The organism is Erwinia sp. MYb416, assembly GCF_037479575.1.
Taxonomy (GTDB): Bacteria; Pseudomonadota; Gammaproteobacteria; order Enterobacterales; family Enterobacteriaceae; genus Erwinia; species Erwinia rhapontici.
This window is the reverse complement of record NZ_JBBGYT010000438.1, coordinates 1,182,444-1,204,548: the sequence shown is the minus strand read 5'-3', so window position 1 is coordinate 1,204,548 and position 22,105 is coordinate 1,182,444. Positions and strand designations below refer to the sequence as shown.

Annotated in this window: 20 protein-coding genes and 1 pseudogene; 12 read left to right on the top strand and 9 right to left on the bottom strand. The window is 53.4% G+C overall.

The annotated features are described in order from the left end of the window. The first annotated feature begins 167 nt into the window (after positions 1-167). From WH277_RS15170 to WH277_RS15155, 4 genes are all read left to right on the top strand, one after another. Positions 168-1,481 (top strand): GntP family permease, encoded by a 1,314-nt coding sequence (locus WH277_RS15170; RefSeq protein ID WP_159336994.1) that lies wholly within the window; start codon positions 168-170, stop codon positions 1,479-1,481. Positions 1,482-1,497: 16 nt separating this feature from the next. Next, positions 1,498-2,649 carry a glycerate kinase family protein gene (locus tag WH277_RS15165; RefSeq protein ID WP_202879938.1) on the top strand — a complete coding sequence of 384 codons (1,152 nt, stop codon included), beginning with the start codon at positions 1,498-1,500 and terminating at the stop codon, positions 2,647-2,649. Between the two features lie 64 nt (positions 2,650-2,713). After that, complete coding sequence (pyk, locus tag WH277_RS15160) at positions 2,714-4,156, top strand: pyruvate kinase (RefSeq protein ID WP_339505873.1); 1,443 nt, start codon at positions 2,714-2,716, stop codon at positions 4,154-4,156. A gap of 89 nt (positions 4,157-4,245) precedes the next feature. Then, on the top strand, positions 4,246-5,400 hold the full coding sequence (locus WH277_RS15155; protein ID WP_133843133.1) for a CdaR family transcriptional regulator: 1,155 nt from the start codon (positions 4,246-4,248) through the stop codon (positions 5,398-5,400). Between the two features lie 33 nt (positions 5,401-5,433). Here the strand turns inward: WH277_RS15155 and WH277_RS15150 are convergent, their stop codons facing one another. Further along, entirely contained in the window at positions 5,434-7,797 is a 2,364-nt protein-coding gene (locus WH277_RS15150) for a membrane-bound PQQ-dependent dehydrogenase, glucose/quinate/shikimate family (RefSeq protein WP_159336996.1), read from the bottom strand. Positions 7,798-8,106: 309 nt separating this feature from the next. On the opposite strand from WH277_RS15150, the gene WH277_RS15145 reads away from it, so the two are divergent. Together WH277_RS15145 and WH277_RS15140 are read left to right on the top strand one after the other, a co-directional pair. After that, positions 8,107-8,403 (top strand): hypothetical protein, encoded by a 297-nt coding sequence (locus tag WH277_RS15145; RefSeq protein WP_133843129.1) that lies wholly within the window; start codon positions 8,107-8,109, stop codon positions 8,401-8,403. A gap of 16 nt (positions 8,404-8,419) precedes the next feature. Then, positions 8,420-9,019, top strand: coding sequence for a hypothetical protein (locus WH277_RS15140; RefSeq protein WP_159336998.1), 600 nt, complete (start codon positions 8,420-8,422; stop codon positions 9,017-9,019). Between the two features lie 27 nt (positions 9,020-9,046). On the opposite strand, the gene WH277_RS15135 is transcribed toward WH277_RS15140, so the two are convergent. The 4 genes from WH277_RS15135 to WH277_RS15120 form a co-directional block, all read right to left on the bottom strand. Next, positions 9,047-10,345, bottom strand: coding sequence for an NtaA/DmoA family FMN-dependent monooxygenase (locus tag WH277_RS15135; protein ID WP_339505872.1), 1,299 nt, complete (start codon positions 10,343-10,345; stop codon positions 9,047-9,049). 188 nt (positions 10,346-10,533) lie between these two features. Continuing rightward, a complete protein-coding gene (locus WH277_RS15130; RefSeq protein WP_133843122.1) occupies positions 10,534-11,793 on the bottom strand; it encodes a PTS ascorbate transporter subunit IIC in 1,260 nt (419 codons plus the stop codon). An 11-nt stretch (positions 11,794-11,804) separates the two neighbouring features. Further along, positions 11,805-12,092 carry a PTS sugar transporter subunit IIB gene (locus WH277_RS15125; protein WP_133843120.1) on the bottom strand — a complete coding sequence of 96 codons (288 nt, stop codon included), beginning with the start codon at positions 12,090-12,092 and terminating at the stop codon, positions 11,805-11,807. Positions 12,093-12,111: 19 nt separating this feature from the next. Next, positions 12,112-12,555 carry a PTS sugar transporter subunit IIA gene (locus tag WH277_RS15120; RefSeq protein ID WP_133843119.1) on the bottom strand — a complete coding sequence of 148 codons (444 nt, stop codon included), beginning with the start codon at positions 12,553-12,555 and terminating at the stop codon, positions 12,112-12,114. Positions 12,556-13,017: 462 nt separating this feature from the next. Between WH277_RS15120 and WH277_RS15115 the strand changes: the two genes are divergently transcribed. The 6 genes from WH277_RS15115 to WH277_RS15090 all read left to right on the top strand — a co-directional run bounded on the left by WH277_RS15115 (position 13,018) and on the right by WH277_RS15090 (position 19,256). Then, positions 13,018-14,208 carry a LacI family DNA-binding transcriptional regulator gene (locus WH277_RS15115; RefSeq protein ID WP_133843117.1) on the top strand — a complete coding sequence of 397 codons (1,191 nt, stop codon included), beginning with the start codon at positions 13,018-13,020 and terminating at the stop codon, positions 14,206-14,208. A gap of 151 nt (positions 14,209-14,359) precedes the next feature. After that, entirely contained in the window at positions 14,360-15,817 is a 1,458-nt protein-coding gene (locus tag WH277_RS15110; protein WP_339505871.1) for an AMP nucleosidase, read from the top strand. Between the two features lie 224 nt (positions 15,818-16,041). Further along, positions 16,042-16,527, top strand: coding sequence for a GNAT family N-acetyltransferase (locus WH277_RS15105; protein WP_159337001.1), 486 nt, complete (start codon positions 16,042-16,044; stop codon positions 16,525-16,527). Between the two features lie 169 nt (positions 16,528-16,696). Next, entirely contained in the window at positions 16,697-17,161 is a 465-nt protein-coding gene (locus WH277_RS15100) for a hypothetical protein (protein ID WP_159337002.1), read from the top strand. 335 nt (positions 17,162-17,496) lie between these two features. Continuing rightward, a complete protein-coding gene (locus tag WH277_RS15095) occupies positions 17,497-17,841 on the top strand; it encodes a cupin domain-containing protein (protein ID WP_101079626.1) in 345 nt (114 codons plus the stop codon). Between the two features lie 359 nt (positions 17,842-18,200). Further along, positions 18,201-19,256: a 2,3-butanediol dehydrogenase gene (locus WH277_RS15090; protein ID WP_339505870.1), complete on the top strand. Its 1,056-nt coding sequence runs from the start codon at positions 18,201-18,203 to the stop codon at positions 19,254-19,256. Positions 19,257-19,383: 127 nt separating this feature from the next. On the opposite strand, the gene WH277_RS15085 is transcribed toward WH277_RS15090, so the two are convergent. The 4 genes and pseudogenes from WH277_RS15085 to WH277_RS15070 all read right to left on the bottom strand — a co-directional run bounded on the left by WH277_RS15085 (position 19,384) and on the right by WH277_RS15070 (position 21,843). After that, the gene (locus WH277_RS15085) at positions 19,384-19,794 is read right to left on the bottom strand and encodes a putative T6SS immunity periplasmic lipoprotein (protein ID WP_339505869.1); all 411 of its coding nucleotides are present in this window, start codon (positions 19,792-19,794) and stop codon (positions 19,384-19,386) included. Continuing rightward, on the bottom strand, positions 19,794-20,327 hold the full coding sequence (locus WH277_RS15080) for a type IV secretion protein Rhs (RefSeq protein ID WP_339505868.1): 534 nt from the start codon (positions 20,325-20,327) through the stop codon (positions 19,794-19,796). The genes WH277_RS15085 and WH277_RS15080 overlap by 1 nt, the downstream gene beginning before the upstream one ends. A gap of 253 nt (positions 20,328-20,580) precedes the next feature. After that, positions 20,581-21,075: a DUF943 family protein gene (locus tag WH277_RS15075; protein WP_133843097.1), complete on the bottom strand. Its 495-nt coding sequence runs from the start codon at positions 21,073-21,075 to the stop codon at positions 20,581-20,583. Then, positions 21,068-21,843: pseudogene (locus WH277_RS15070) on the bottom strand (DUF3289 family protein). The gene WH277_RS15075 and the pseudogene WH277_RS15070 overlap by 8 nt, the downstream one beginning before the upstream one ends. Positions 21,844-22,105: the final 262 nt, after the last annotated feature.

Genomic DNA, 22,105 nt, shown 5'->3' with positions numbered 1-22,105 from the left:
CAATAAGCCTTAGAATATTCTCACTGAATATTACGCGAGGCGAAATTTATTATTTAACATTCACAATGAAAATAAAAAAAATTTATAACACCTGTTCGGACATTATAAAAAACAACTCAGGGATAGCTGTACCCTATCGTCAATGATAATAATATAGAGGTGACAAAATGCCTATTTCCGAACCCCTTGCCTGGTATGGGGCGCTGGCAGGTCTGTTTATTGCCATTTTTCTTATTCTGAAAAAAACCAACCCTGTTTACTCACTGTTTTTCGGTGCTATTATCGGCTCATTTATCGGTGGCGGCAGCCTGGAGCAGACGATTTCATTGCTGACATCCGGCACGCAGAGCGTGATGGGCACAGTGATCCGCGTCCTTGCGGCCGGGGTGCTGGCTGGAGTCATGATGGAGTCCGGCGCAGCGGAAACCATCGCCCAGGCGATTGTGAAAAGAATGGGTGAGAGCAAAGCGATTATTTCGCTGGCACTGGCTACCATGATTATTACCGCCGTTGGTGTCTTTATTCCGGTGGCGGTGTTAATTGTTGCACCAATTGCGCTCTCCGTCGGTAATAAAATCGGCATATCGAAAATTGCTTTATTGCTGGCCTTATCTGGCGGAGGGAAAGCGGGAAATATTATTTCGCCCAACCCCAACGCCATTGCTGCCGCTAATGGTTTCCATATTAATCTTAGCGATGTGATGATTGCCGGTTTTATTCCGGCCCTGTGCGGCCTGCTGATGACGGTGCTTGTCGCCTCACTGCTGAGAAATAAAGGTATCAACGTATCGGATGCTGAAGCCGCGGCAGCCTATGGCAAAGGCAATGCATCCGGCGATAAGCAGTACCCAACGCTGGGTAAAGCCGTGGTTGCTCCGCTGCTGGCCGTGATCCTGCTGATGGTCAACCCGATAGGTTCGATCTTCCATCTCAGCGCGCTGACCGCCTTCAAACTGGATGCCATGTACGTGTTGCCAGTGGCCGGTTTCGTCGGACTGCTGGCAATGGGCAAAAAAGAGAAAATGCTGGCCTATACTACGTCCGGGTTGGAAAAAATGACCGCCACCGTGCTGATTCTGATCGGTGCCGGGGCGATCGCTGGACTGATTGCCGCATCAGACCTCTCCACCCAGGTGGTGCAACTGATCGATATGATGGGGATTTCCGGCACTTTCCTCGCCCCGATTTCCGGCATCCTGATGGCGGGTGCCACAGCGTCGACCTCCACCGGGGTGATCCTCGCCACCAGCACCTTCGGCCATACGATCACTAATATTGGCATGGCGCCGATTGCCTCTGCGGTGATGGTGCACACCGGCGCCACCGTGATTGACTCATTACCACAGGGAAACTACTTCCACGTGACGGCCCAGAGCATGAATATGAGCATCAGACAACGTATGGCGCTACTGCCTTATGAGGCAATGGTGGGCGGAACCATGACGCTGGTTGCGACTCTTCTCTACGGCTTTGCTCGTTAATATAAGGCAACCCATTATGAACAAGACGTTTGTATTAGCACCCGACTCCTTCAAAGAGAGCATGACGGCGAAGCAGGTTTGCCTCGCGATGGAGGCCGGGCTGAAGCGCGTGTTTCCTGATGCCAACTATATTCACGTTCCGATGGCGGACGGCGGCGAAGGCACTACTCAGTCACTGATTGATGCCACGGGGGGTGAGATATTCACGCTAGAGGTGACCGGCCCGCTGGGTACCCCGGTGGAAGGCTGCTACGGCATTATGGGCGGTGGCGACATTGCGGTGATTGAGATGGCCTCGGCCAGCGGCATCCATTACGTTAACCAGCACACTAAAAATCCTTTGCTGACCACCACCTGGGGCACCGGGGAACTGATCCGCGCCTGCCTGGATAAAGGCATCAGGAAGATCATCCTGGGCATCGGCGGCAGTGCCACCAATGACGGCGGGGCCGGAATGGCAGAAGCGCTGGGCGTGCGTTTCTTTGATAAACAGGGTGAACGTTTAGCGCCCGGTGGCGGCGCACTGGGTGATTTACACCGCATTGATATTTCCGGGCTGGACAGCCGACTGGCAGAGGTAGATATTCAGGTGGCCTGTGATGTCACCAACCCGCTATGCGGTCCGCAGGGTGCATCGGCGGTGTTTGGTCCGCAAAAAGGGGCAACACCTGAGATGGTCGCCACCCTCGACCATCACCTCGCTCATTATGCTGACGTTATCTCGCAGCAACTCGGCTACGAAGTGGCAGCAACGCCAGGAGCCGGAGCCGCGGGAGGGCTGGGCGCCGGGCTGATGGCCTTCACCCACTGTACGCTGCGTAAAGGTATTGAAATCGTGGTTGAGTACAGTGGTCTGAGCGCGAAGTTGGCCGGGGCTGATTACTGCTTTACCGGGGAAGGCCGCATCGACTTCCAGACACGTTTTGGTAAAACGCCTTTCGGTGTAGCACAGACCGCCAGACAACATCAGGTTCCGGTCATTGCAGTTGCTGGCAGTATTGGCGATGATGTCGGCGCGCTGTATGACGCTGGCATTGATGCTATTTTTGGCATTATCCCGCACGCGGCGGCAATAGAATCGCTGTTGCAGGAAGGCACAACCAATATGGAACGCACCTGCGAAAATATTGGCCGACTGATAAAAAAAACAGCTGCAGGTTCTCATTAATACCCGATCACTGGCATCAACGCGCCAGGATAACGACGGGTGACATTTAACCAAGGACGTGATCATGTCTGAAGTATTGAGACGCACCAAGATTGTTGCCACGTTAGGCCCGGCGACAGACCGGGATAATAACCTCGAAAAAATTATCAAAGCGGGCGCTAACGTCGTCAGGTTGAACTTTTCTCATGGTACCGCCGAAGACCATATTGCCCGCGCCCAGCGCGTGCGTGATGTCGCCAGCCGCCTTGGTCGTCAGGTGGCGATTTTAGGCGATCTCCAGGGGCCGAAAATCCGTGTTTCGACCTTTAAAGAAGGTAAAGCCCTGCTGACGGTCGGCGATGAATTTATCCTCGATGCCCTGCTGGACAAAGGCCAGGGCGACAACCAGCGCGTGGGTATCGACTATAAATCCCTGCCCGATGATGTGGTGCCCGGCGATATTTTGCTGCTGGACGATGGCCGCATTCAACTGCGCGTACTGCGCGTGGCGGGCGCGACGATCTCTACCGTGATCACCGTGGGCGGCGTGCTGTCGAACAATAAAGGCGTGAATAAGCTGGGCGGTGGTCTCTCCGCCAATGCCCTGACCGAGAAAGACAAAGCCGATATTCTCACCGCCGCCAAAATGAACGTCGACTACCTTGCCGTCTCTTTCCCGCGCAGCGGTGAAGACCTGCGTTTCACCCGCCGTCTGGCGCGTGAAGCGGGCTGTAAGGCGCTGATTGTGGCAAAAGTAGAGCGTGCCGAAGTGGTGGCAACACAGGAAAGCATGGACGATATGATCCTCGCCTCCGATGTCATTATGGTGGCGCGTGGTGACCTCGGCGTCGAGATTGGTGATGCGGCGCTGGTCGGGGTGCAAAAACGCCTGATTGCGCGTTCACGCCAGCTTAACCGCGTGGTGATCACCGCCACCCAGATGATGGAATCGATGATCACCAACCCGATGCCAACCCGCGCAGAGGTGATGGACGTCGCCAACGCCGTGCTCGACGGCACCGATGCCGTCATGCTGTCGGCTGAAACCGCAGCGGGCAGCTTCCCGGTAGAAGCCATCACCTCCATGCATAATATCTGCCTGGGTGCGGAACGGGTGCCGGGAACGAACACCTCTAAACACCGCCTGGACGTTGAGTTCAGCAATATCGAAGAGATGACAGCGATGTCTGCCATGTACGCGGCAAACCATCTGACCGGGGTGAAAGCCGTCATTGCCATGACCGAATCCGGGCGCACGGCACGTATGATGTCGCGCATCACCTCGCGCCTGCCGATCTTCGCCCTCTCCCGCCATCAGTCCACGCTCAATCTGACCACGTTGTATCGTGGTGTCACGCCGATGCTGTTTAACGGTCATGCCGAAGGCGTGCAGTCGGCGCAGGATGCTATCGCTATTCTGCGTGAAAAAGGTTACCTGGCCTCGGGCGATCTGGTGATCGTCACGCAGGGAGACAGCGTTGGCCAGATTGGCAGCGCCAACACCTGCCGTATTTCGATCGTCGACTAAGTCCACTTCTCTCTGCGGCCTCTGTGCCGCAGCGCCGCGCAGGACCCGCCTGCGCGGCGTGCATTCGTCAGTTATTCCGGAGTCCGTCAATGAGTGAATCTCTGTTCGATGCCAGGCTTGCCTGTTCCATCGTCGACAGAACCATGCAGATCATCAACTGCAACGTCAACGTGATGGGAGCCAATGGACGCATTATTGGCAGCGGCGACCCGGCGCGGATCGGTGAAATGCATGAAGGCGCATTGTTAGCGTTAACCCAGCAGCGCGTCGTCACCATTGATGATGCATCGATGCACTCGCTCCACGGCGTGAAGCCCGGCATCAATCTGCCGCTCAAACTGAATAACCAGACCGTTGGCGTCATCGGACTGACCGGGGACCCTCAGGGGCTGATGCAGTTTGGTGAACTGGTGCGTATGACCGCCGAAATGATGCTCGAGCAGGCGCGTCTGCTGCAACTGCTGGCCCATAACAGCCGCCTGCGTGAAGAGCTGGTGTTAAGCCTGATCCGCAACAGTGGGAACACCGCAACCGCCAGTGAATGGGCACAGCGCCTCAATGTGGATCTGCAACAGCCGCGCGTGGCCATGGTGGTGGAGCTGGAGAGCGGGCAGCTCGGCGTCACCAGTGCCATGAGTGAACTGCAACAACTCCAGTCTTTACTGCTGGAAAGCGGGCAGGATGATCTGATGGCTATCGTGTCACTGACGGAAATGGTGGTCCTTCGCCCCGCTCACCTGCATGCCGAACGCTGGGAGCCGAAAGAGCATAAACAGCGGATGGAGCGGCTTTATCAGCGCCTGCAACAGGGCAGCTCACTCAAAGTACGCCTGGCATTGGGGAACTTTTTCCCGGGAACGGGCGGCGTTGAGCGATCGTATCGCACGGCAAAAGCGGCCATGAAGGTGGGTAAGCAGCGTATGCCAGAGGTGCACTGTTATGATTATCAGGACAGTAAGCTGCCAGTGCTGCTGGACAGTTTAGCGGATGGCTGGCAGGCGGCTGAGCTGGTCAGCCCACTGAAACGGTTAAAAGCAATGGATGAAAATGGGGTTTATCGCAGAACGTTACGTGCCTGGTTTCGTCATGATCTGCATGCCAGCACCACGGCAAAAGCCCTCTATATTCACAAAAATACCCTGGACTATCGGCTGAAACGCATTGCCGACCTGACCGGGCTGAATCTGAGCAAACTGGACGACCGCTTCCTGCTGTATGTGGCCGACCAGCTTGATAATGACTGACGGGGAACGGCAGATACCGCTCCCCGGTTCAGATTACTTCAGGCGGTAAGCCACTACCGAGTCACCGGCTTTGGTGCCGAGCGAACCGTGACCACCGGCCGCAATCACCACATACTGCTGGTTATCGCTGCCCATATAGGTGGCAGGCGTGGCCTGGCCCCCGGCGGGCAGTTCGGTCTGCCACAGTAACTCACCCGTGTTGACATCGTAAGCACGGAAGAAGTTATCGGCCGTTGCACCGTGGAACACCACATCACCTGCGGTGGTTAACGGGCCACCGTGTGCCACCATCCCCATTGGGAAGCCAATCGGGAAGCGTCCCGGCAGGAAGCTGGTGTTCAGGTTCTTGGTGGTGCCCACGCGGCGCAGCCATTCGGTTTTCCCGGTTTTCAGGTCAACACCGACCATGCGGCCCCACGGCGGCGCGATGCACGGAATACCCAGGCTGGAAGAGAGCTGCTGAATATGAATGGCGTAATCACCTTCAAAGTTCTCATTCCAGTACGGCGTACCGTCTTTGGTGAACAGACGCTTGTCCGCCGTTGCCGCCGAACGTTTGATCAGGTTGTATTTGTAAGCCAGACGCACCGGTGAAGCGATCAGGATCTGACGCTCAGGATCGACCGCAACAGAACCCCAGTTAAACACCCCGATATTGCCCGGGAAGATAATCGAACCGGCTTCGGTCGCTGGCGTCCACGGATTGCCGTCATAACGCAGTGACTTGAAGTCAATACGGCAGGCCATCTGGTCAAACGGCGTCAGGCCCCACATCGCTTTTTCATTCAGCGGTGCCGGAATAAAGTTCAGCGCAGAGACGGGCTGCGTTGGGGAATATTTCTCGCCGCTGATGCCCTGCGTGGAAACATCAACCTGATTAATCGGGTACACCGATTGGCCCGTCAGGCGGTTAAGCACAAACAGGTTGCCGGTTTTGGTCGGCAGGATCACCACAGGCTGTTTCTGGCCCTGATAGTCGATATCCAGCAGCGAAGGCTGTGACGGATTATCGCGGTCCCACAGATCGTTTTTCGAGGACTGGAAGCGCCATTTGAAGCTACCGGTTTTCAGATCCAGCGCCACCAGGGTGTCGCGGAACTTCTCGGTGTTGCTGTTGGCATCACGCGCAATGCCCACTTCATCCGGCGAGGCATTACCAAACGGCACATACACCAGGCCATTTTTCAGGTCAGCACTCAGCGTACCCCACGCCACCGGCGTATCCTGCGGATAGCTTTGGTCGGCGCCAATCGGCTGGGTGTTTTCCGGGTTGGCCGGGTCGAAGTTCCACACCAGACGGCCAGACATCGCATCATAAGCGCGGATCACCCCAGATGGATTTCCAGTATTGTAGCCGTTGTCCATGACGGAACCGCCAACAATCACCAGGTTACCCGCCACCAGCGGTGCTGCCGTTTGCATCAGAGCATGCGGGCGCACTGTGCCCATATTGGCATGCAGATCCACCACGCCGTTGTTACCGAAGTCAGCACACAGCTTGCCGGTATCCGCATCCAGCGCGATCAGTTTGGCATCGTTGCTGGCGTTATAGATACGCTTGCGGCAAAGGGCGGGCTGGGCGGGTGTGCTATCAGCCTGTACCGCGCTGCCGTCATAGTAGCTCACACCACGGCAGGTCTGATGCTGTTGCAGATAAGAGGCATCTTTCGCTGGCTGATATTTCCACTTCAGCGCACCGGTTTCCGGGTTCAGCGCATGAACTTCATTGTGAGGCGTACAGAAATAGACGCTGTTGTTCACCTTCAGCGGCGTCGCTTCAAAGGTGTATTCCGTGGCATCTTTTTCCGCATCGCGCACGTCGCCCGTATGGTAGGTCCAGGCCACATCCAGCTTGCTGACGTTATCGCGCGTGATCTGTTTCAGGCTGGAGAAACGCAGGCCGTTGGTGGTGCCACCGTAGGCCGTCCAGTCACTGCCCGCCACCTCGGTGTCGCCGCTCTGGCGCTGGTTGGTAATGTTGCCTGCCTGTGGCAATGGATCGTAAAACATCATCCCCACCACCAGCGCCACAATCAGAATGACCGTCGTGCCGAGGAAGGGATGAAAACGGCGCCCTTCTTTTTTGTACAGTGGGCGAACCACCCAGGGCAACGCCAGCCACAGGCCGATCAGGCCAATGATGTCTCCGCGCGGGATCCACTGCCATTTGTCAAAGCCGACTTCATAAATCATCCACGCCAGTACCATCCACATTAATAAAGCGTAGAGAGACAAAGCGATTTTTTTATTCATAAACAGCGTGATAGCCGTGACCAGCAGGCCGAGGCCCATCAGTGCATAGAACGGCGTACCGCCGATCAACAGCAGTTGTGTACCCATGTAGAGCATCGCGATCCCGACGATTGCGATGACAATACTGGTTATCTTGTTAAGCATTGGTATCCCTTAGTGTTAAAGTGCGCAATTATTATCTGACAAATAATTACAACGTACTTACACTAATTTAACTAAAAAAATCTGATATAAAAACAAAATTATTTTAATTGTTATCGGTAACTATTTCGGTCAGGGCAGAGTTTTGCCCAACGTCAGTTTTACGAGCCTGCTCTGAAAGTTGTCATTTCCTGCCCCTTTAGCGCCATGACTTCATCCTTTCTGTCGCACCTGCGTTTACAATCCAGGCAGATTTATTGTGTCTGGCACTTGAAAGTACGAAATGAAACGTACACAATACACGGAGGTAATATGACACTCACAGAGGTGAAGAAGCAGGCAATCAACTGCCTCAGGCAAGATGCTTATGACCATGAAGTCCGGCGGGATCTGGACGTAAAAAACCTGTTTGCGACGGGCGTGGTGGATAAGGTCTGGGTTGCTGAACTGATCAGGAAAACCAGCGGGTCGGGGTATCATTGCAGCCCTCATCATCGGGCCCCTGACGTGGATGTTCATATCTGTCGCAGCTGGAAATGCGGCGGCTGGTGGTACGTTAAATTTTATTTTATGGAACCTGATATGATTTTTATCAGCGTGCATCTGTAACAAGGAAGAGGTGACCATGAGAATTGTCAAAGAGGGCGAAACACGGACGCTGCTGTGCCATAACTGCGGTAAAACATCTGCCACCTACCGGGTACGTGATGTCGCATTCAGCGATAAGCGTGGCACGGTGAAAAATATTCTCGCCGCTGTCTGTGACCGCTGCGATGAGGTGGCCGCTATCCCCGCGCAGTCCACCGCGCGTATCAAAGAGGCCTTCGAACAGTCCAGCTCCCCGCTGGAAATCAGAGTGCCGGTACACTACCTGGATATTCTGTATGTCGCCACGCAGAAGATTGATACCACCCTCAGCGAAAACTTCAACAAGGCGTTGATCCTCTGGTATCTGCATGCGCTGACCAGCGGCCGTTATCCGCAGCAGGAACTGAAAACATTGCTGAGCAGCGACATGGCGGATGCGAAAGCGTCAAGACGCCTCTCGATGAAAATCACGCAAAAGCAGCAGGCGGAACTCAACCAGCTGATGCAGCAGCAGGGGATGAAAAAAACCTCTGATGTGGTGAAAGCGGTGATCCTGAAAATTCATCAGGACCTGGTGCTGGAGCAGGATCTCAGCGGCCTGCCAGAGTTACGCAATATGGCTGCCGCAATCGCCTGATCAATCGCGGCCTCTGTGACACCTGTATCACCTGCCCGGCAGTCGTGCGGGCAGTTCAAGACTGGTGCGGAAATCCTCGCCGCGGTAATCCTCATCCAACAGATGACGTTTGCGCAGCTCCGGCAGCAGGCCATTAATCAGCAGATCTTCCTGGTCTGGCTGCCCCAGCCCGTGCAGCGAAATCACATCCAGCACACCTGCGTGATAGCGCTGCTCAATGGCATCGGCCAGCGATTCCGGGGTTCCGGCAACAAACCAGTGTCCGGTCTCTTCGGCTTCAATAATCAGCTGACGCAGCGTCAGCCCCTGACGGGCATAGCGGGTAAATATCTCCGCACGTCCACGACGTCGGTTCACCTGGCTCGTATCCGGCAGCAGAGATTCCGGGATCGCCCGGTCGAGATCCAGCTCCTGCAAATCGACCTCCCCGCCGAGCATATCCGCCACCTTCAGACGTCCACGCTGATAGTCAATGCGCTGATGCTTCTCTTCCAGGCGGCGCGCCACATCGGCCGGGCTTTCACCGATAACCGAGTGGAAAGAGTTCATGATCAGCGGCGGCTGCTCGCGGCCTGCCAGCTGCGCACGCCGCCGGACTTCGGCCACAAAGGCACTGGCGGCATCCAGCCCAGGCTGCGAGGTGTAAATCACTTCGGCATAGCGGGCACCGAGGCTGATCCCCTCCTCCGACTGCCCGGCCTGGAACTGTACCGGACGATGTTGCGGCGACGGTGGCACATTTAGCGGCCCCGCCACGCGGAAGAAATCACCGTGGTAATTGATCGGATGCAGCTTGCGGGGATCGATGCTGACACCTCCGCCGCTCTTGCGCTGTACCGCGTCCCGGTCATTGGCATCGAACAGTGCATTAATCACTTCAATAAATTCGGTAGCGCGGGCATAACGCGCCGCCGGAGAAGGCAGCTCGCCGCCACCAAAATTCTCCTCACCCACCGATGAGGTCACCGCATTCCAGCCCGCGCGCCCGGCGCTGATATGGTCGAGCGTGCCGATCAGACGCGCCAGATTGTACGGGTGCTGGAAGGTGGTGGTGACGGTAGCTATCAAGCCTATGTGGCGGGTCACCTGGCTTAACGCCGCCAACGTGACAATCGGGTCCTGGCTGCCAGTGATCCCGGCCAGCCCGGCGGGGTCGCTCTGAAGCAGATCGGCGGTAAACAGCCCGGTGATTTTTTCGCGTTCAGCGGTTTGCGCCAGTGACACGGCGCGCTGAATGCCAAAGGCGCGGTCGGTGTCGTTGGCGGCGTAAATCACGCTGCCCGCGCCCACCAGTGTTTTCAGTCGTCTGCGGTGTTGAGTCGTCACGTTAAGTCCCTTATTTCAGCCAGGTCAGAGGCTTAAAAAATAAAGGGCTGAGGTTTTTACGCCACTAAGAAAAACGAATGTGGTTGGGTGAAATTCAGCTAAGACGCATTAATCCGGGTCAAGGCACCGCTAAAAACAAACAGGGGCTGACGAGAATCTCGCCAGCCCCTGCTTTCAGGCAAAGAACCTTAACGCACAATCAGGCCTAACAGGATGCCGACAGCACCGAAGTCAGAGTCACTGAAGGTGGTGTTCGCCAGACCGATGCTGCCCAGTACCGGCAGCAGGAACACCGGAATAAAGGTAATCAGCAGGCCGTTGGTGAAGGCCCCGAGGATAGCCCCGCGGCGCCCACCGGTGGCATTACCGAACACCCCGGCAGCAGCACCGACGAAGAAGTGCGGCACCACACCCGGAATAATAACCGTCATATTCAGCGCGTACAGCAGGAACATGCCCAGAACGCCGGCAACAAAACTGCTGAGGAAGCCCACCAGCACCGCATTAGGGGCATACGGGAACACCACCGGGCAGTCGAGGGCCGGTTTAGCGTTCGGCACCAGCTTGTCAGAGATGCCTTTAAACGCCGGAACGATTTCCGCAATCACCATGCGCACACCCTGCAGCACGATGTAAACCCCGGCGGCAAAAGTGATGGACTGCATCAGTGAGAACATAAACCAGTTTTTGCCACCCGCGTTCATCTCTTTCACCGTTGACGGGCCCGCCACCAGACAGGTGAAGATAAAGATGAAGAACATGGTAAAGGCAATCGCCACTGGCGTATCACGCAGGAACAGCAGGCTTTTCGGTACTTCCATATCTTCGGTGGATTTCTCTTTGTTACCGAATTTGCTGCCGATCCAGGCAGACAGTAACTGAGAAATCGCCGAGAAGTGACCAAATGCCACATCGTCTGAACCCGTCACCTTCTTCATATACGGGTGGACAATCGCCGGGAAGAACACCATCGACACGCCAACCACCAGCGAACCGACCGCAATCAGGCTGGCGCCTTTCATGCCTGCAGTCGCGAGGATCACCGCCACCATCATCGACATAAACAGCGTGTGGTGACCGGTCAGGAAGATGTATTTCCACGGTGTGAAGCGGGCAATCGCAATGTTGATGACCATCGCGAAGAACATAATCATCGCCATTTCAGTGCCGAAGCTCTTCTGCGCCACAGCAACGATCGCTTCGTTGTTCGGCACCACACCCGGGATACCAAAGGCATGATGGAAGATCGCGGCGAAGTCGCCCAGTGAAGAGACAATCAGCCCGGCACCGGCACCGAGGATCAGGAAGCCCATCACGGTTTTCACTGTCCCTTTGATCACTTCCGTGGCCGGTTTTTTCTGTGCCACCAGACCGATCAGCGCAATCAGCCCTACCAGAATGGACGGCTCAGACAACACATCACTCATTAAAAAACGGAAAAATTCCATTTTTGGCTCCCTTATAACGCGCCGAGTTCGGTCAGAGCTTCAGAGATACGCTCTTTCATCGCCACTTTGTCTACCATGTTTTTCAGGGAGACAATTTTACCGCCTACCTGCTGAGCCACGAGCTGCTCGGCAATATCAGAGGTGCCCACGAAGATATCGCTGGCGGTGCCTTTGGCTGAACCGAGGTCGACATGGTCGACTTCTGCATTCACGCCCAGATCTTTAACGATTGATTTAATGCTCATTTCCATCATCAGGCTGGTACCAAGACCGTTGCCACATACCACGGTGATTTTCATTTTTTTTCCTCTGGGAGAATTAATAGCGTGAAATAATGGATAAAATTTGTTCGACCTCTGTCGCTGCGATCAGCGATGCCGTATCTTCAGGGGTATCAAACAGATGGGCGAGCGCGGTAATAATGCCGATATGGCTGTTACTGTCCGTTGCGGCCAGCACAATCAGCAGATGCACCGGGTCATTCCCTTCTGAATCGAAGTTTACACCCTCGCGGACCACCGTCAGGCTGACGCCCATTTTGTTTGCGCCGTCTTCAGGACGTGCATGAGGCATAGCGATACCGGGGCCAACCACGTAATATGGACCAATCGCCTCATGTGAGCGGTAGATAGCCTCGACATAACGAGCTTCAATGGTGCCATTATCGCGCAGCGGCTGGCAGGAAAGTGAGACAGCCTCACGCCAGTCAGTGCAGGCAGGGATAATCTGAACAACGTCGGCTGTCAGTAATTCTTTAAGCATGTGTGTCACCTCTCTCTTAATCGCCCGAGCAGAGTAGTGTGAGACTCATCTGATTAATGTGACGAACATCTAAAAAGATAACGCTAACTGTTATAACTATCATTAATTGTGATCGGCTTATCATCAGCCGGAGAATAATTTGTTGCCAGACGTCGGCAACGGCACACTGACGGTGAGAATGGGTCAGGCATGCCTGACCCCTGGGTTAATTTCGTGGGGGCGAGGTACACCTCACCATCACATGCGCGTTGATAATGGGTCAGGCATGCCTGACCCCTACGCTAATTTCGTGGGGGCGAGGCACGCCTCACCATCACATGCGCGTTGATAATGGGTCAGGCGTACCTGACCCCTACGCTAATTTCGTGGGGGCGAGATACGCCTCACCATTACATAGATTTTTGTAGGGGCGAGGCACGCCTCGCCCGGCCCTGCCGGAACCAGTAAAGAAGGAGAACCAGGATGCGCAAGCGTCGCAGTAGCGGTCGGGTGACGCTGCAGGATGTCGCCGATTATGTCGGCGTCGGGGCCATGACCGTGTCGCGCGTGATGCGCACACCGGAGCTGGTGTCAGACAGTGTTCGTAACAAAGTAGAACAGGCCGCCCGCGCACTGGGCTATCAGGCCAATCCGGAAGCCAGCGAACTGGCAGCCGGGCGCAGCGACCGCGTCACCTTGCAGGATGTCGCCCGCCATGCCGGTATCGGCCCGATGACGGTATCGCGCGCGCTGCGCGATCCGAGCCAGGTCTCTGAAGCCTCGCTCATCAAAATCCAACAGGCGGTCGCGACCCTCGGCTACGTGCCCAATCAGGCCGCCAGCACGCTCGCCTCGTCCCAGTTGCATACCGTGGCCGTGCTCTACCCCTTTCAGCACGATCGTGCCAGCACCCGCTTTGTTCAGGCACTGCAGCAAACCCTAAGTAAACAGCCTTTCCAGCTGATCATGGCCTGCCATGAATATCATCAGTACGGTGAAACGCCGCTGGTGGAAAAACTGCTGCAAAACCGCCCTTCCGCCCTGGTACTGTTCGGGGCGCAGCTCTCCAAAAAGACCTGCGAACTGATTGAATCCGCTGAACTGGTGACGGTTAACGTCTGCGGCGCGGAGCGTTTTTCTGCCGATATCACCCTCGATATCGCCATCAACGATGCGGCCGAACGCCTGACGGCGCATCTGCTGGATAAAGGCTATCGCCGCATCGGTTTTATTGGCGCGCACACGGATAACCGCCTGCACAAACAGCAGTTGAACGGCTGGCATAAAGCGATGCTGATGCACTATCAGAATGCGGACCTGATGATCACCGTGCCGGATGCGCCAAGCCTGGAATTTGGCCGCTATGCGCTGGGGCAGCTACTGCAAAATCAGCCGGATCTGGATGCGATTATCTGTAGTCATGAAGAGATTGCTTTTGGTGTACTGTCTGAGTGTCAGCGGCGACTGTTGAAGGTACCCTATGATATGGCGGTGGCCTGCCTTGATGGCTCGGCTAACTGCGATCACACCTTTCCGGCGCTGACCTCAATGCGACTGAATTATGAAAAGCTGGGCCAGCAGGTGGGCCAGCAGCTGATGGCGATGCTTGACAATGCCCCGCAGCCGCAGGAAGAACAGGTGAGATTCAGCCTGGAACCCGGTGCCAGCAGCTAACATACCCTGAATAATTCGAGGTGCGTTGAGGCGGCAAGAGAGCGAATCCCGATGAGCTTACACAGGTAAGTGATTCGGGTGAGTGAACGTCGCCAACAAAGAGGCAGCTTGAAGTATGACGGGTATAAATTAAACGATGCAAGGAGAGACCATGACTTATCCCGTAGCGCGATCCCTGATCGTCACCGAAGCGCTCGACAGCCTCGAAAACCATTACAACGCGGCAGTTGATGCCCTGCGCGACGCCATCACGGCGTTTATCGCTGACGGCAGCCTGCCTGATGCCACACAGCGCGCAGCTGGCCTGTTTGTTTATCCGCAACTGCGCGTCACCTGGGACGGCGTGGCCCCCTCCCAGCGCCTGACCCGCGCCTTTGGTCGCTTTACCCGCGCAGGCAGCTACAGCACCACCATTACCCGCCCGGCCCTGCTGCGCCACTACCTCAGCGATCAGCTCACGCTGCTGACCCAGGAGTATCAGGTGCAGATTGACGTGCTGCCATCGCAGCAGGAGATCCCCTTCCCCTATGTGATTGACGGTTCCGGCCTGGCGCTGGATCGCAGCATGAGCGCCGGGATCGCCCAGCATTTCCCGACCACCGAGCTGTCACAAATTGGCGATGAGAATGCCGACGGACTGCTACCGCCGGGTGAAACTTTCCCGCTGTCGCACTTCGATGCCCTGCGCACCGATTTCTCGCTGGCACGCCTGCGCCACTACACCGGCACGCCGGTGGAGGATTTCCAGCCCTACGTGCTGTTCACCAACTACACGCGTTATGTCGATGAGTTTGTGCTGTGGGCCTGCGAACAGATTGCCGACCCGACGTCACCGTATCTGGCGCTCTCCTGCGCGGGTGGCACCACCATCACACATGATACGCCGCACCCGGAACAGACGGTGTCTGACCTCGCCTGGAAAAAACACCAGATGCCCGCCTGGCACCTGATTGGCAAAGATGGCCAGGGCATCACGCTGGTGAACATTGGTGTGGGCCCGTCGAATGCCAAAACCATCTGTGACCATCTCGCCGTGCTGCGCCCTCATGCCTGGCTGATGATCGGCCACTGCGGCGGACTGCGCGAGAGCCAGACTATTGGTGACTACGTGCTGGCGCACGCCTATCTGCGTGACGACCATGTGCTGGATGCCGTGCTGCCGCCGGATATCCCCATCCCGAGCATTGCCGAAGTGCAGCGCGCGCTGTATGACGCCACCAAGCTGGTGAGCGGGATGCCGGGTGAAGCGGTGAAAGAACGCCTGCGTACCGGCACCGTGGTGACCACCGACGACCGCAACTGGGAGCTGCGTTATTCCGCTTCCGCGCTGCGTTTCAACCTCAGCCGCGCCGTTGCCGTCGATATGGAAAGCGCCACTATCGCCGCCCAGGGCTACCGCTTCCGCGTGCCTTACGGCACCCTGCTGTGCGTTTCCGATAAGCCGCTGCACGGCGAAATTAAGCTGCCGGGCCAGGCGAACCGCTTCTATGAGGGTGCCATTTCCGAGCATTTGCAGATTGGCATTCACGCCATCGATCTGCTGCGCGCCGAGGGCGACCGCCTGCACTCGCGTAAGCTGCGCACGTTTAATGAACCGCCGTTCCGGTGAGTTGAGTATGTAGGGAAACAAAACCGCTTATGTCTGTGAGATCAGAGTGGTTTGGATGATTTTGGAATGCTGTCCCGTTGGGGGATGGCATTTTTTTTGATGTGGGAGTTAGTGGACTGATGGCGGCTTAGAGTGAGGAGCGGGCATGATACCCTCGGGATAGTTTGGAAACAGTGTTGTCCCATCCCCCGTATTGGCTGATGCTTTCCTTAACAGGATGCTTTATGTTGGTCACACTCATCCTGCAGGGTATAACCATGATAACAGTAGAGAAATCAGATCCATTTTCTTCAGAATCCCATCGACTAATCGAAATGCTGTCAGTAGAACTTGCCGCTATTACTGGTGATAATGGCAAAAGCAATTTCACCGTTGAAGCAATGAGTGATGACAAAGCTTTATGGGCATTAGCAAAGAATTCTCATGGCAAAGCTATAGGATGCGGTGCTATACGGCCATTAACGCAAAATATCGCCGAGCTTAAAAGAATGTTTTCAGACCGAAGTGTGTCAGGGATTGGCGGTGCCTTACTCACTTTTCTTGAAAAATCGGCAAAAGAGATGGGATATACAGAACTTAGGCTGGAAACCCGACACATGAACTATCGGGCTGTAAATTTCTACGAGAAAAATGGTTATATCCGTATTGAGAATTACGGCCCATACATAGGCAGGACAGAAGCTGTCTGTTTCTCAAAGCCATTGCGCTGATTGTATTTAGCGGATCTGACGTCCGCTTTTGGCAAAAAACCGTCAGTCAAAAGAACCCGAGTATTCGTGAAATATTGTCAGTTACGATTTAGCAGCAAAAATCATCCTGGCGCTCTTACCGTCATTCGGCAAAAATATGCCACTGAGTAATTTACTGAGCAGGCCTGGAATGATTCTAAACTCAATGATGTGGCTGGCATCAACACTGCTGTTTTTCGCCTGGATCTTTGGTATCACACTGAAGAATCCTTTCCGCACCAATGCGAAGCATTTTGTCATCCTGCTGGTCGTGCACCTTACGCTTAGCTTTGCTGCGATTGCGCTTAAAAAACATGGTGTCGTCGTTTTGCACAAGGGTGACAGTTCATGGCTGCGCCTGAGCCTGGGGCTTCTGGTGAAAAGCTATATGGTATTAGTGATGATCATGATGACCAGTTTTATGATTGCACTGGCCAGCAGAGGCGCGCAACAGATGACGCATTTTCATAAAACTCACAATGCGGCCAACCTGCACCGTAACCCGCTGAAATTTTACCTGCGGCAGGAAAACGCCATTGTCTGGGTCTATCGCCTGTTATTTCTCGCGGGTGGCGTTTATATCCTGTGGGCCATATGGTTTCGGTTGCCGTTTTAGGGGATGGATGAATACGATAGACCCAAGCCAAAACTCTGTGTTTACCTGCTTCACTGATAGCCCCCAGCGGTATGGAAGGGGTCAGTTTGGATATCGAAAATTATTGTACGTTAAGGTGATTTTTTGTACCTCTGAGCTGTTATAGAGCTTAACCACTTTGACAGGCAGTTTTGAGCGAACAACGGACATTACGGTCCTGTTTATATGCCCGATGCCAATACATTCATGACTTAAGGAATTAACCAAATATTAACCTGTTGCAAATTGATAGAATCTCTTGGTATAAAACCCCTAATACCTTGAAAGATAATCACATGTATTAAAGGAGAAGTATGATGGTTTCAAAGGATAATGCAGAGCATTATGTCTGGGCCGACAATTGTGACGGTTGGTATCTAGTAAACCGCCAGGACATGCTAGTTATTCATGAAAAAATGCCCCCAGGTACTTCTGAAAAGCGACATTTTCACTCCGTTTCCAGACAGTTTTTCTTTGTTCTCACCGGTATTCTTTCAATGGAACTGGAAGGTGAAACGCATAATATTAAGGCCCAGCAGGGGCTAGAAATTCCCCCGGGGTCGAAACATCAAGCCAGAAACGATACTGAGTCTCCCGTAGAATTTATTGTAATTTCACACCCGACGACACGCGGGGATCGTTCTGACCTCCCTTTACCCTGATTACAACTCACGAAAAACTGCTATGGCTGGCCTTAACATAAGGTCAGCGCGCTATGTACTTAACGTACTAAGTCTTTGCAACGTCCGCTTCTGGCACACAGCAGACACTCAACAACGCACCAAAATCTGACTATTACCACCGACCCCCCTGTTACACCCGCACCCCGTTACACCTGTCACACTCCCCCCGCCTTTTCCTCTCCGCCCCCTGCGCCCTCCTCACCCCACTTCTGAAAAATCAACATGTTACCAACGCTCCAATTCCTGGCACGCTTTTCGCACTATGCAGCCCTGAGTTCCTGATCCGGCCGCATCAATGGCAATGGACAGGATGTTGACCAATCTCAAGGGAAAAGAAGATGAAAGCAGCACGTTGGTATAAAGCGCATGACATCCGTATTGACGATATCGAAGAACCCCAGGTTTCTGCGGGCAAGGTAAAAATCAAAGTGGCATGGACCGGGATCTGCGGCAGCGACCTGCACGAATACCTCGCCGGGCCGATCTTTGTCCCGGTCGATAAACCTCATAAAATCAGCCACGATATTGCCCCTATCGTTATGGGCCACGAGTTCTCTGGCGAAGTGGTCGAAGTCGGTACCGGCGTCAGCAAATTCAAAGCCGGTGACCGTGTGGTGGTCGAGCCGATCCTCGCGTGTCGTGAATGCGAAGCCTGCCGCGAAGGCAAATACAACCTGTGTGGCGACCTGGGCTTCCACGGCCTCTCCGGCGGCGGTGGCGGTTTCTCCTCCTTCACTACCGTGGATGAGCACATGGTGCACCGTATGCCAGACGGTCTCTCTTACGAGCAGGGTGCGCTGGTCGAGCCTGCCGCCGTGGCACTGCACGCCGTGCGTATGAGTAAGCTGAAAGCCGGTGACAAAGCGGCGGTATTTGGTGCCGGCCCTATCGGTCTGCTGGTGATTGAAGCCCTGCGTGCTGCGGGTGCCTCTGAGATTTACGTGGTGGAACTGTCACCGCAGCGTGGCGAGAAAGCGCGTGAGCTGGGTGCCAACGTGGTGATTGATCCGAGCAAACAGGATGCGGTTGCCACCATTCGTGAACTGAGCAAAGGCGGCGTGGATGTCGCATTCGAAGTGACCGGCGTGCCGGTGGTGCTGAAGCAGTGCATCGACAGCACCCGTTACGAAGGCGAAACCATCATTGTGTCTATCTGGGAAGGTGAAGCCTCATTCCACCCGAACAAAGTGGTGCTGGCCGAGCGTAACGTCAAAGGCATCATCGCTTACCGTCATATCTTCCCGGCGGTGATGGAGTTGATGACCCAGGGTTATTTCCAGGCGGAGAAACTGGTGACAAAGCGCATAGAGCTGAATGATCTGGTGACCGAAGGGTTTGAAGCGCTGGTGAAAGAGAAAAATCAGGTGAAAATCCTGGTACGTCCACCGCAGTAATCCTCAGGCTGTGCTGGCCGACCAAATGAAAAGGTCGGCCATAACGGCCAGAGGTACCCCATAATTATTTTAATGGGATCGTTCAGCTCCGTTATTCTATTTCCCGTATATAGTCATCGGTTTTCACTTAATATTCCTTTGGAGCAAAGGGCATCGGCACACCATTCACCACTCTGAATTCAGAAATAATATCTCGACGATATTTCCTTTTCTTTGTCGGTGAGCGTAAAGCGATATCAACATTTATCTCACCATCATCCGGGAAGTGATAGTAAGACGGTGGAATACACAGCTGATTATCAGCGATCTGCAAGGCAGGGAATTCTCTATTGAAGCCAGACCTCTCAGGCGCACTTCTCTCTCTGATCGAAAGAAAATGTACGTAATAGTCACCTGGATTTTTAATCTGGAAACAGAATCCAGCCTGAGACCTTGAAACCTGCCCGATTTCAGGCAATGGCGTGTAATCCCCCAATAACCCGCACCCAGTCAAAAGTGAAGTGAGCAGCACGGGAAACACTATTTTTTTCATCTTCATTACAGACTCCACGGGAAGGATCTCAGCGTGTGCTTATACTGGCTGATTAAATCCGCATCGGATAAGTCTTTACAGTTAGTACATAAAGTATTCGAATTCCAATCCACTCGTCCATTGAAACGCGTAAGTAGATAATAATCTGCAATAATTTGTGCTTGCTGTTCCATGCCATAAACGCTGAGAGGCCAACTGCTTAAGGCATATTGATACTTTGCTGCCCAACTCAGCAGCCCCCTTAATTTAACCTTCATACCGTGCTGGAACTGCCATACGTGTGACAACTCATGAATAAAGATGTGCTGATTGCTTATACTGGCTTTTGAAAAGTCCGGGCGGTAATAATTTCGGAAATACATCTCTCCATTGGGAGACATGGAAGTATTCTTATTCTGTAGTCCAAAAAAGAAATAACTCCCTTTATGTACCCACACTTTCGAGTAGTTAATTGTCTCGCGAAAAATATCTTTGGCCATTTTGACTTCACCTGGTGTCATCAGGCGCAAACTGCCGTCCTTCGTTTCCTTATCAATCATTACTATTCCTTAGTTTTTCCATGATTATCGCCAGCCAAGGATAGCATTTGTGTGTGCTTTTTAACGTTTGCGAGGGTTAATTTGTCAGTCACATAGCAGGAAAGCGAAACGCTCTTGATGATGACCTGAACCATTGTGCAGACCATCACCACGGATAATGTCCGCATCCCTGCGGGCCTCGGCACCCTGCTCAACATCATGGGCAGACCGGAAAAAAAGGTCTGCCCCTGCGGATTAATCTCAGCATTATCGATTAATCAGCAACACGCTTAATTTCAGCATTCTCGCCACGCTGAATATATTCACTATCATCCGTCGTGTAACTGGTATCGGTTTGGTTGTAGTGCGATATCCATAACAGCCATTTTTTTTCGACACAATTGGCGCCAGGCTTAAGACTGTCAAAACAGCGCAAATCATTGTCGCTGGCCCTGTGCTGCAGAAACTGAAAACCATCACCTGCCTCACCAATTAACACCATCCACCGCTTATCACTGCCAATAAACGGCATGTTATATTTTTCTTTTAATAACTCTTTATTATCCTGCCACCATGCAATTCTCGCTTTAGCCGTCATGGGAAAGTTATCCACAAAAAAGTAACCCTCATTCCATTCGCGGACAGTACTGACAATTTTCACTGGCCTGAGGAAAAAATACAGTATGATAAGAGCGGCAACCAAAATGATAGTAGCCGGAACGACTTTTTCAAAACGTTGCTGACTCGTCTTTATTTTTGAATTAATCATAGCGATTACCTGTAATAGTTATGGTAGCGTTCATCTCTGTAATAAAAGGCTTAAATGAATATTTTTCATGATGTTGCAGTAAAAACCAGATGCGAAAAATTCTAAACTGCCTGTAAACCGGATTCAGAATATCTTTGGAATCCAGCCCAAAATGATCCTGGGCCCGATAGTGAATGGTAGCAGAATAGTTATCCCTTTGATGACAAGTGATTTTAACGTAATGGTGGTTGCCCACACATCATGAACGCTGATAGTAAGCGAGTTGACTCTATCCACCCATTTATTAAATTTTGGTAAAATCATGTTGGCCATATTTTTGGAAAACCAAATTTTATTTTTACTATCGTAGTACCCAACCTCCCAATTTATAAATTTCGATAGTGTCTTCTTGATTTTCAGAAGTGAGCTATCTCTTGATGAATCGTTCACTATCTGCTCCTTATACGCACTATCTAACAAGTGGCTACTAAATACCTTGCCATTACCTGTCTGCATATGGGTAATTAACTTCTCGATCAGACCGCGATAAGGACCAACAAATGAAAATATCCGCGATAACTCGCGAAACTCATCAAATAAAATATCCGTTCGTGCTTTCACAGATAGCGGCTGTGATGTCCAATGATTAAGATCATAACGCGATGCCGTCATCCTCTCACCCGTGTAAGGATCGACCCGTGCGGAAACGAGCCTTAAATTGAAATCATTTTTCAGATGGGATTCTGATAAGTCGCCATAGCGCATATCATCGGCACTGTATTCATCCATGCGGTTCATCGTCTCAAACAGACGACAGGGAAGAGCAATGGCAGGATGCTTTAACAGCGAGTTGGGATCAAACGATTGTTCTGACACAGAGCAACTCCTTTTGCTTTACCCCTTCATCATGTAGGGGAATAGAGAAGCGCCTAATATAGCCTGGTTTTCCGTAAATTTTCATGCTGCACAATAAATCAGATTTTACACCAGTCGGAATGCTTACTGCCGTTGAGGGTGACGCAGGCCGTGACCGGACAACAGAAGCAAAGCG

Coding starts and splice junctions, on each gene's coding strand:
- WH277_RS15170 (WP_159336994.1), top strand. CDS start 168: ATGCCTATTTCCGAACCCCTTGCCTGGTATGGGGCGCTGGCAGGTCTG.
- WH277_RS15165 (WP_202879938.1), top strand. CDS start 1,498: ATGAACAAGACGTTTGTATTAGCACCCGACTCCTTCAAAGAGAGCATG.
- pyk (WP_339505873.1), top strand. CDS start 2,714: ATGTCTGAAGTATTGAGACGCACCAAGATTGTTGCCACGTTAGGCCCG.
- WH277_RS15155 (WP_133843133.1), top strand. CDS start 4,246: ATGAGTGAATCTCTGTTCGATGCCAGGCTTGCCTGTTCCATCGTCGAC.
- WH277_RS15150 (WP_159336996.1), bottom strand. CDS start 7,797: ATGCTTAACAAGATAACCAGTATTGTCATCGCAATCGTCGGGATCGCG.
- WH277_RS15145 (WP_133843129.1), top strand. CDS start 8,107: ATGACACTCACAGAGGTGAAGAAGCAGGCAATCAACTGCCTCAGGCAA.
- WH277_RS15140 (WP_159336998.1), top strand. CDS start 8,420: ATGAGAATTGTCAAAGAGGGCGAAACACGGACGCTGCTGTGCCATAAC.
- WH277_RS15130 (WP_133843122.1), bottom strand. CDS start 11,793: ATGGAATTTTTCCGTTTTTTAATGAGTGATGTGTTGTCTGAGCCGTCC.
- WH277_RS15125 (WP_133843120.1), bottom strand. CDS start 12,092: ATGAAAATCACCGTGGTATGTGGCAACGGTCTTGGTACCAGCCTGATG.
- WH277_RS15120 (WP_133843119.1), bottom strand. CDS start 12,555: ATGCTTAAAGAATTACTGACAGCCGACGTTGTTCAGATTATCCCTGCC.
- WH277_RS15115 (WP_133843117.1), top strand. CDS start 13,018: ATGCGCAAGCGTCGCAGTAGCGGTCGGGTGACGCTGCAGGATGTCGCC.
- WH277_RS15110 (WP_339505871.1), top strand. CDS start 14,360: ATGACTTATCCCGTAGCGCGATCCCTGATCGTCACCGAAGCGCTCGAC.
- WH277_RS15105 (WP_159337001.1), top strand. CDS start 16,042: ATGTTGGTCACACTCATCCTGCAGGGTATAACCATGATAACAGTAGAG.
- WH277_RS15100 (WP_159337002.1), top strand. CDS start 16,697: ATGATTCTAAACTCAATGATGTGGCTGGCATCAACACTGCTGTTTTTC.
- WH277_RS15095 (WP_101079626.1), top strand. CDS start 17,497: ATGGTTTCAAAGGATAATGCAGAGCATTATGTCTGGGCCGACAATTGT.
- WH277_RS15090 (WP_339505870.1), top strand. CDS start 18,201: ATGAAAGCAGCACGTTGGTATAAAGCGCATGACATCCGTATTGACGAT.
- WH277_RS15085 (WP_339505869.1), bottom strand. CDS start 19,794: ATGAAGATGAAAAAAATAGTGTTTCCCGTGCTGCTCACTTCACTTTTG.
- WH277_RS15080 (WP_339505868.1), bottom strand. CDS start 20,327: ATGATTGATAAGGAAACGAAGGACGGCAGTTTGCGCCTGATGACACCA.
- WH277_RS15075 (WP_133843097.1), bottom strand. CDS start 21,075: ATGATTAATTCAAAAATAAAGACGAGTCAGCAACGTTTTGAAAAAGTC.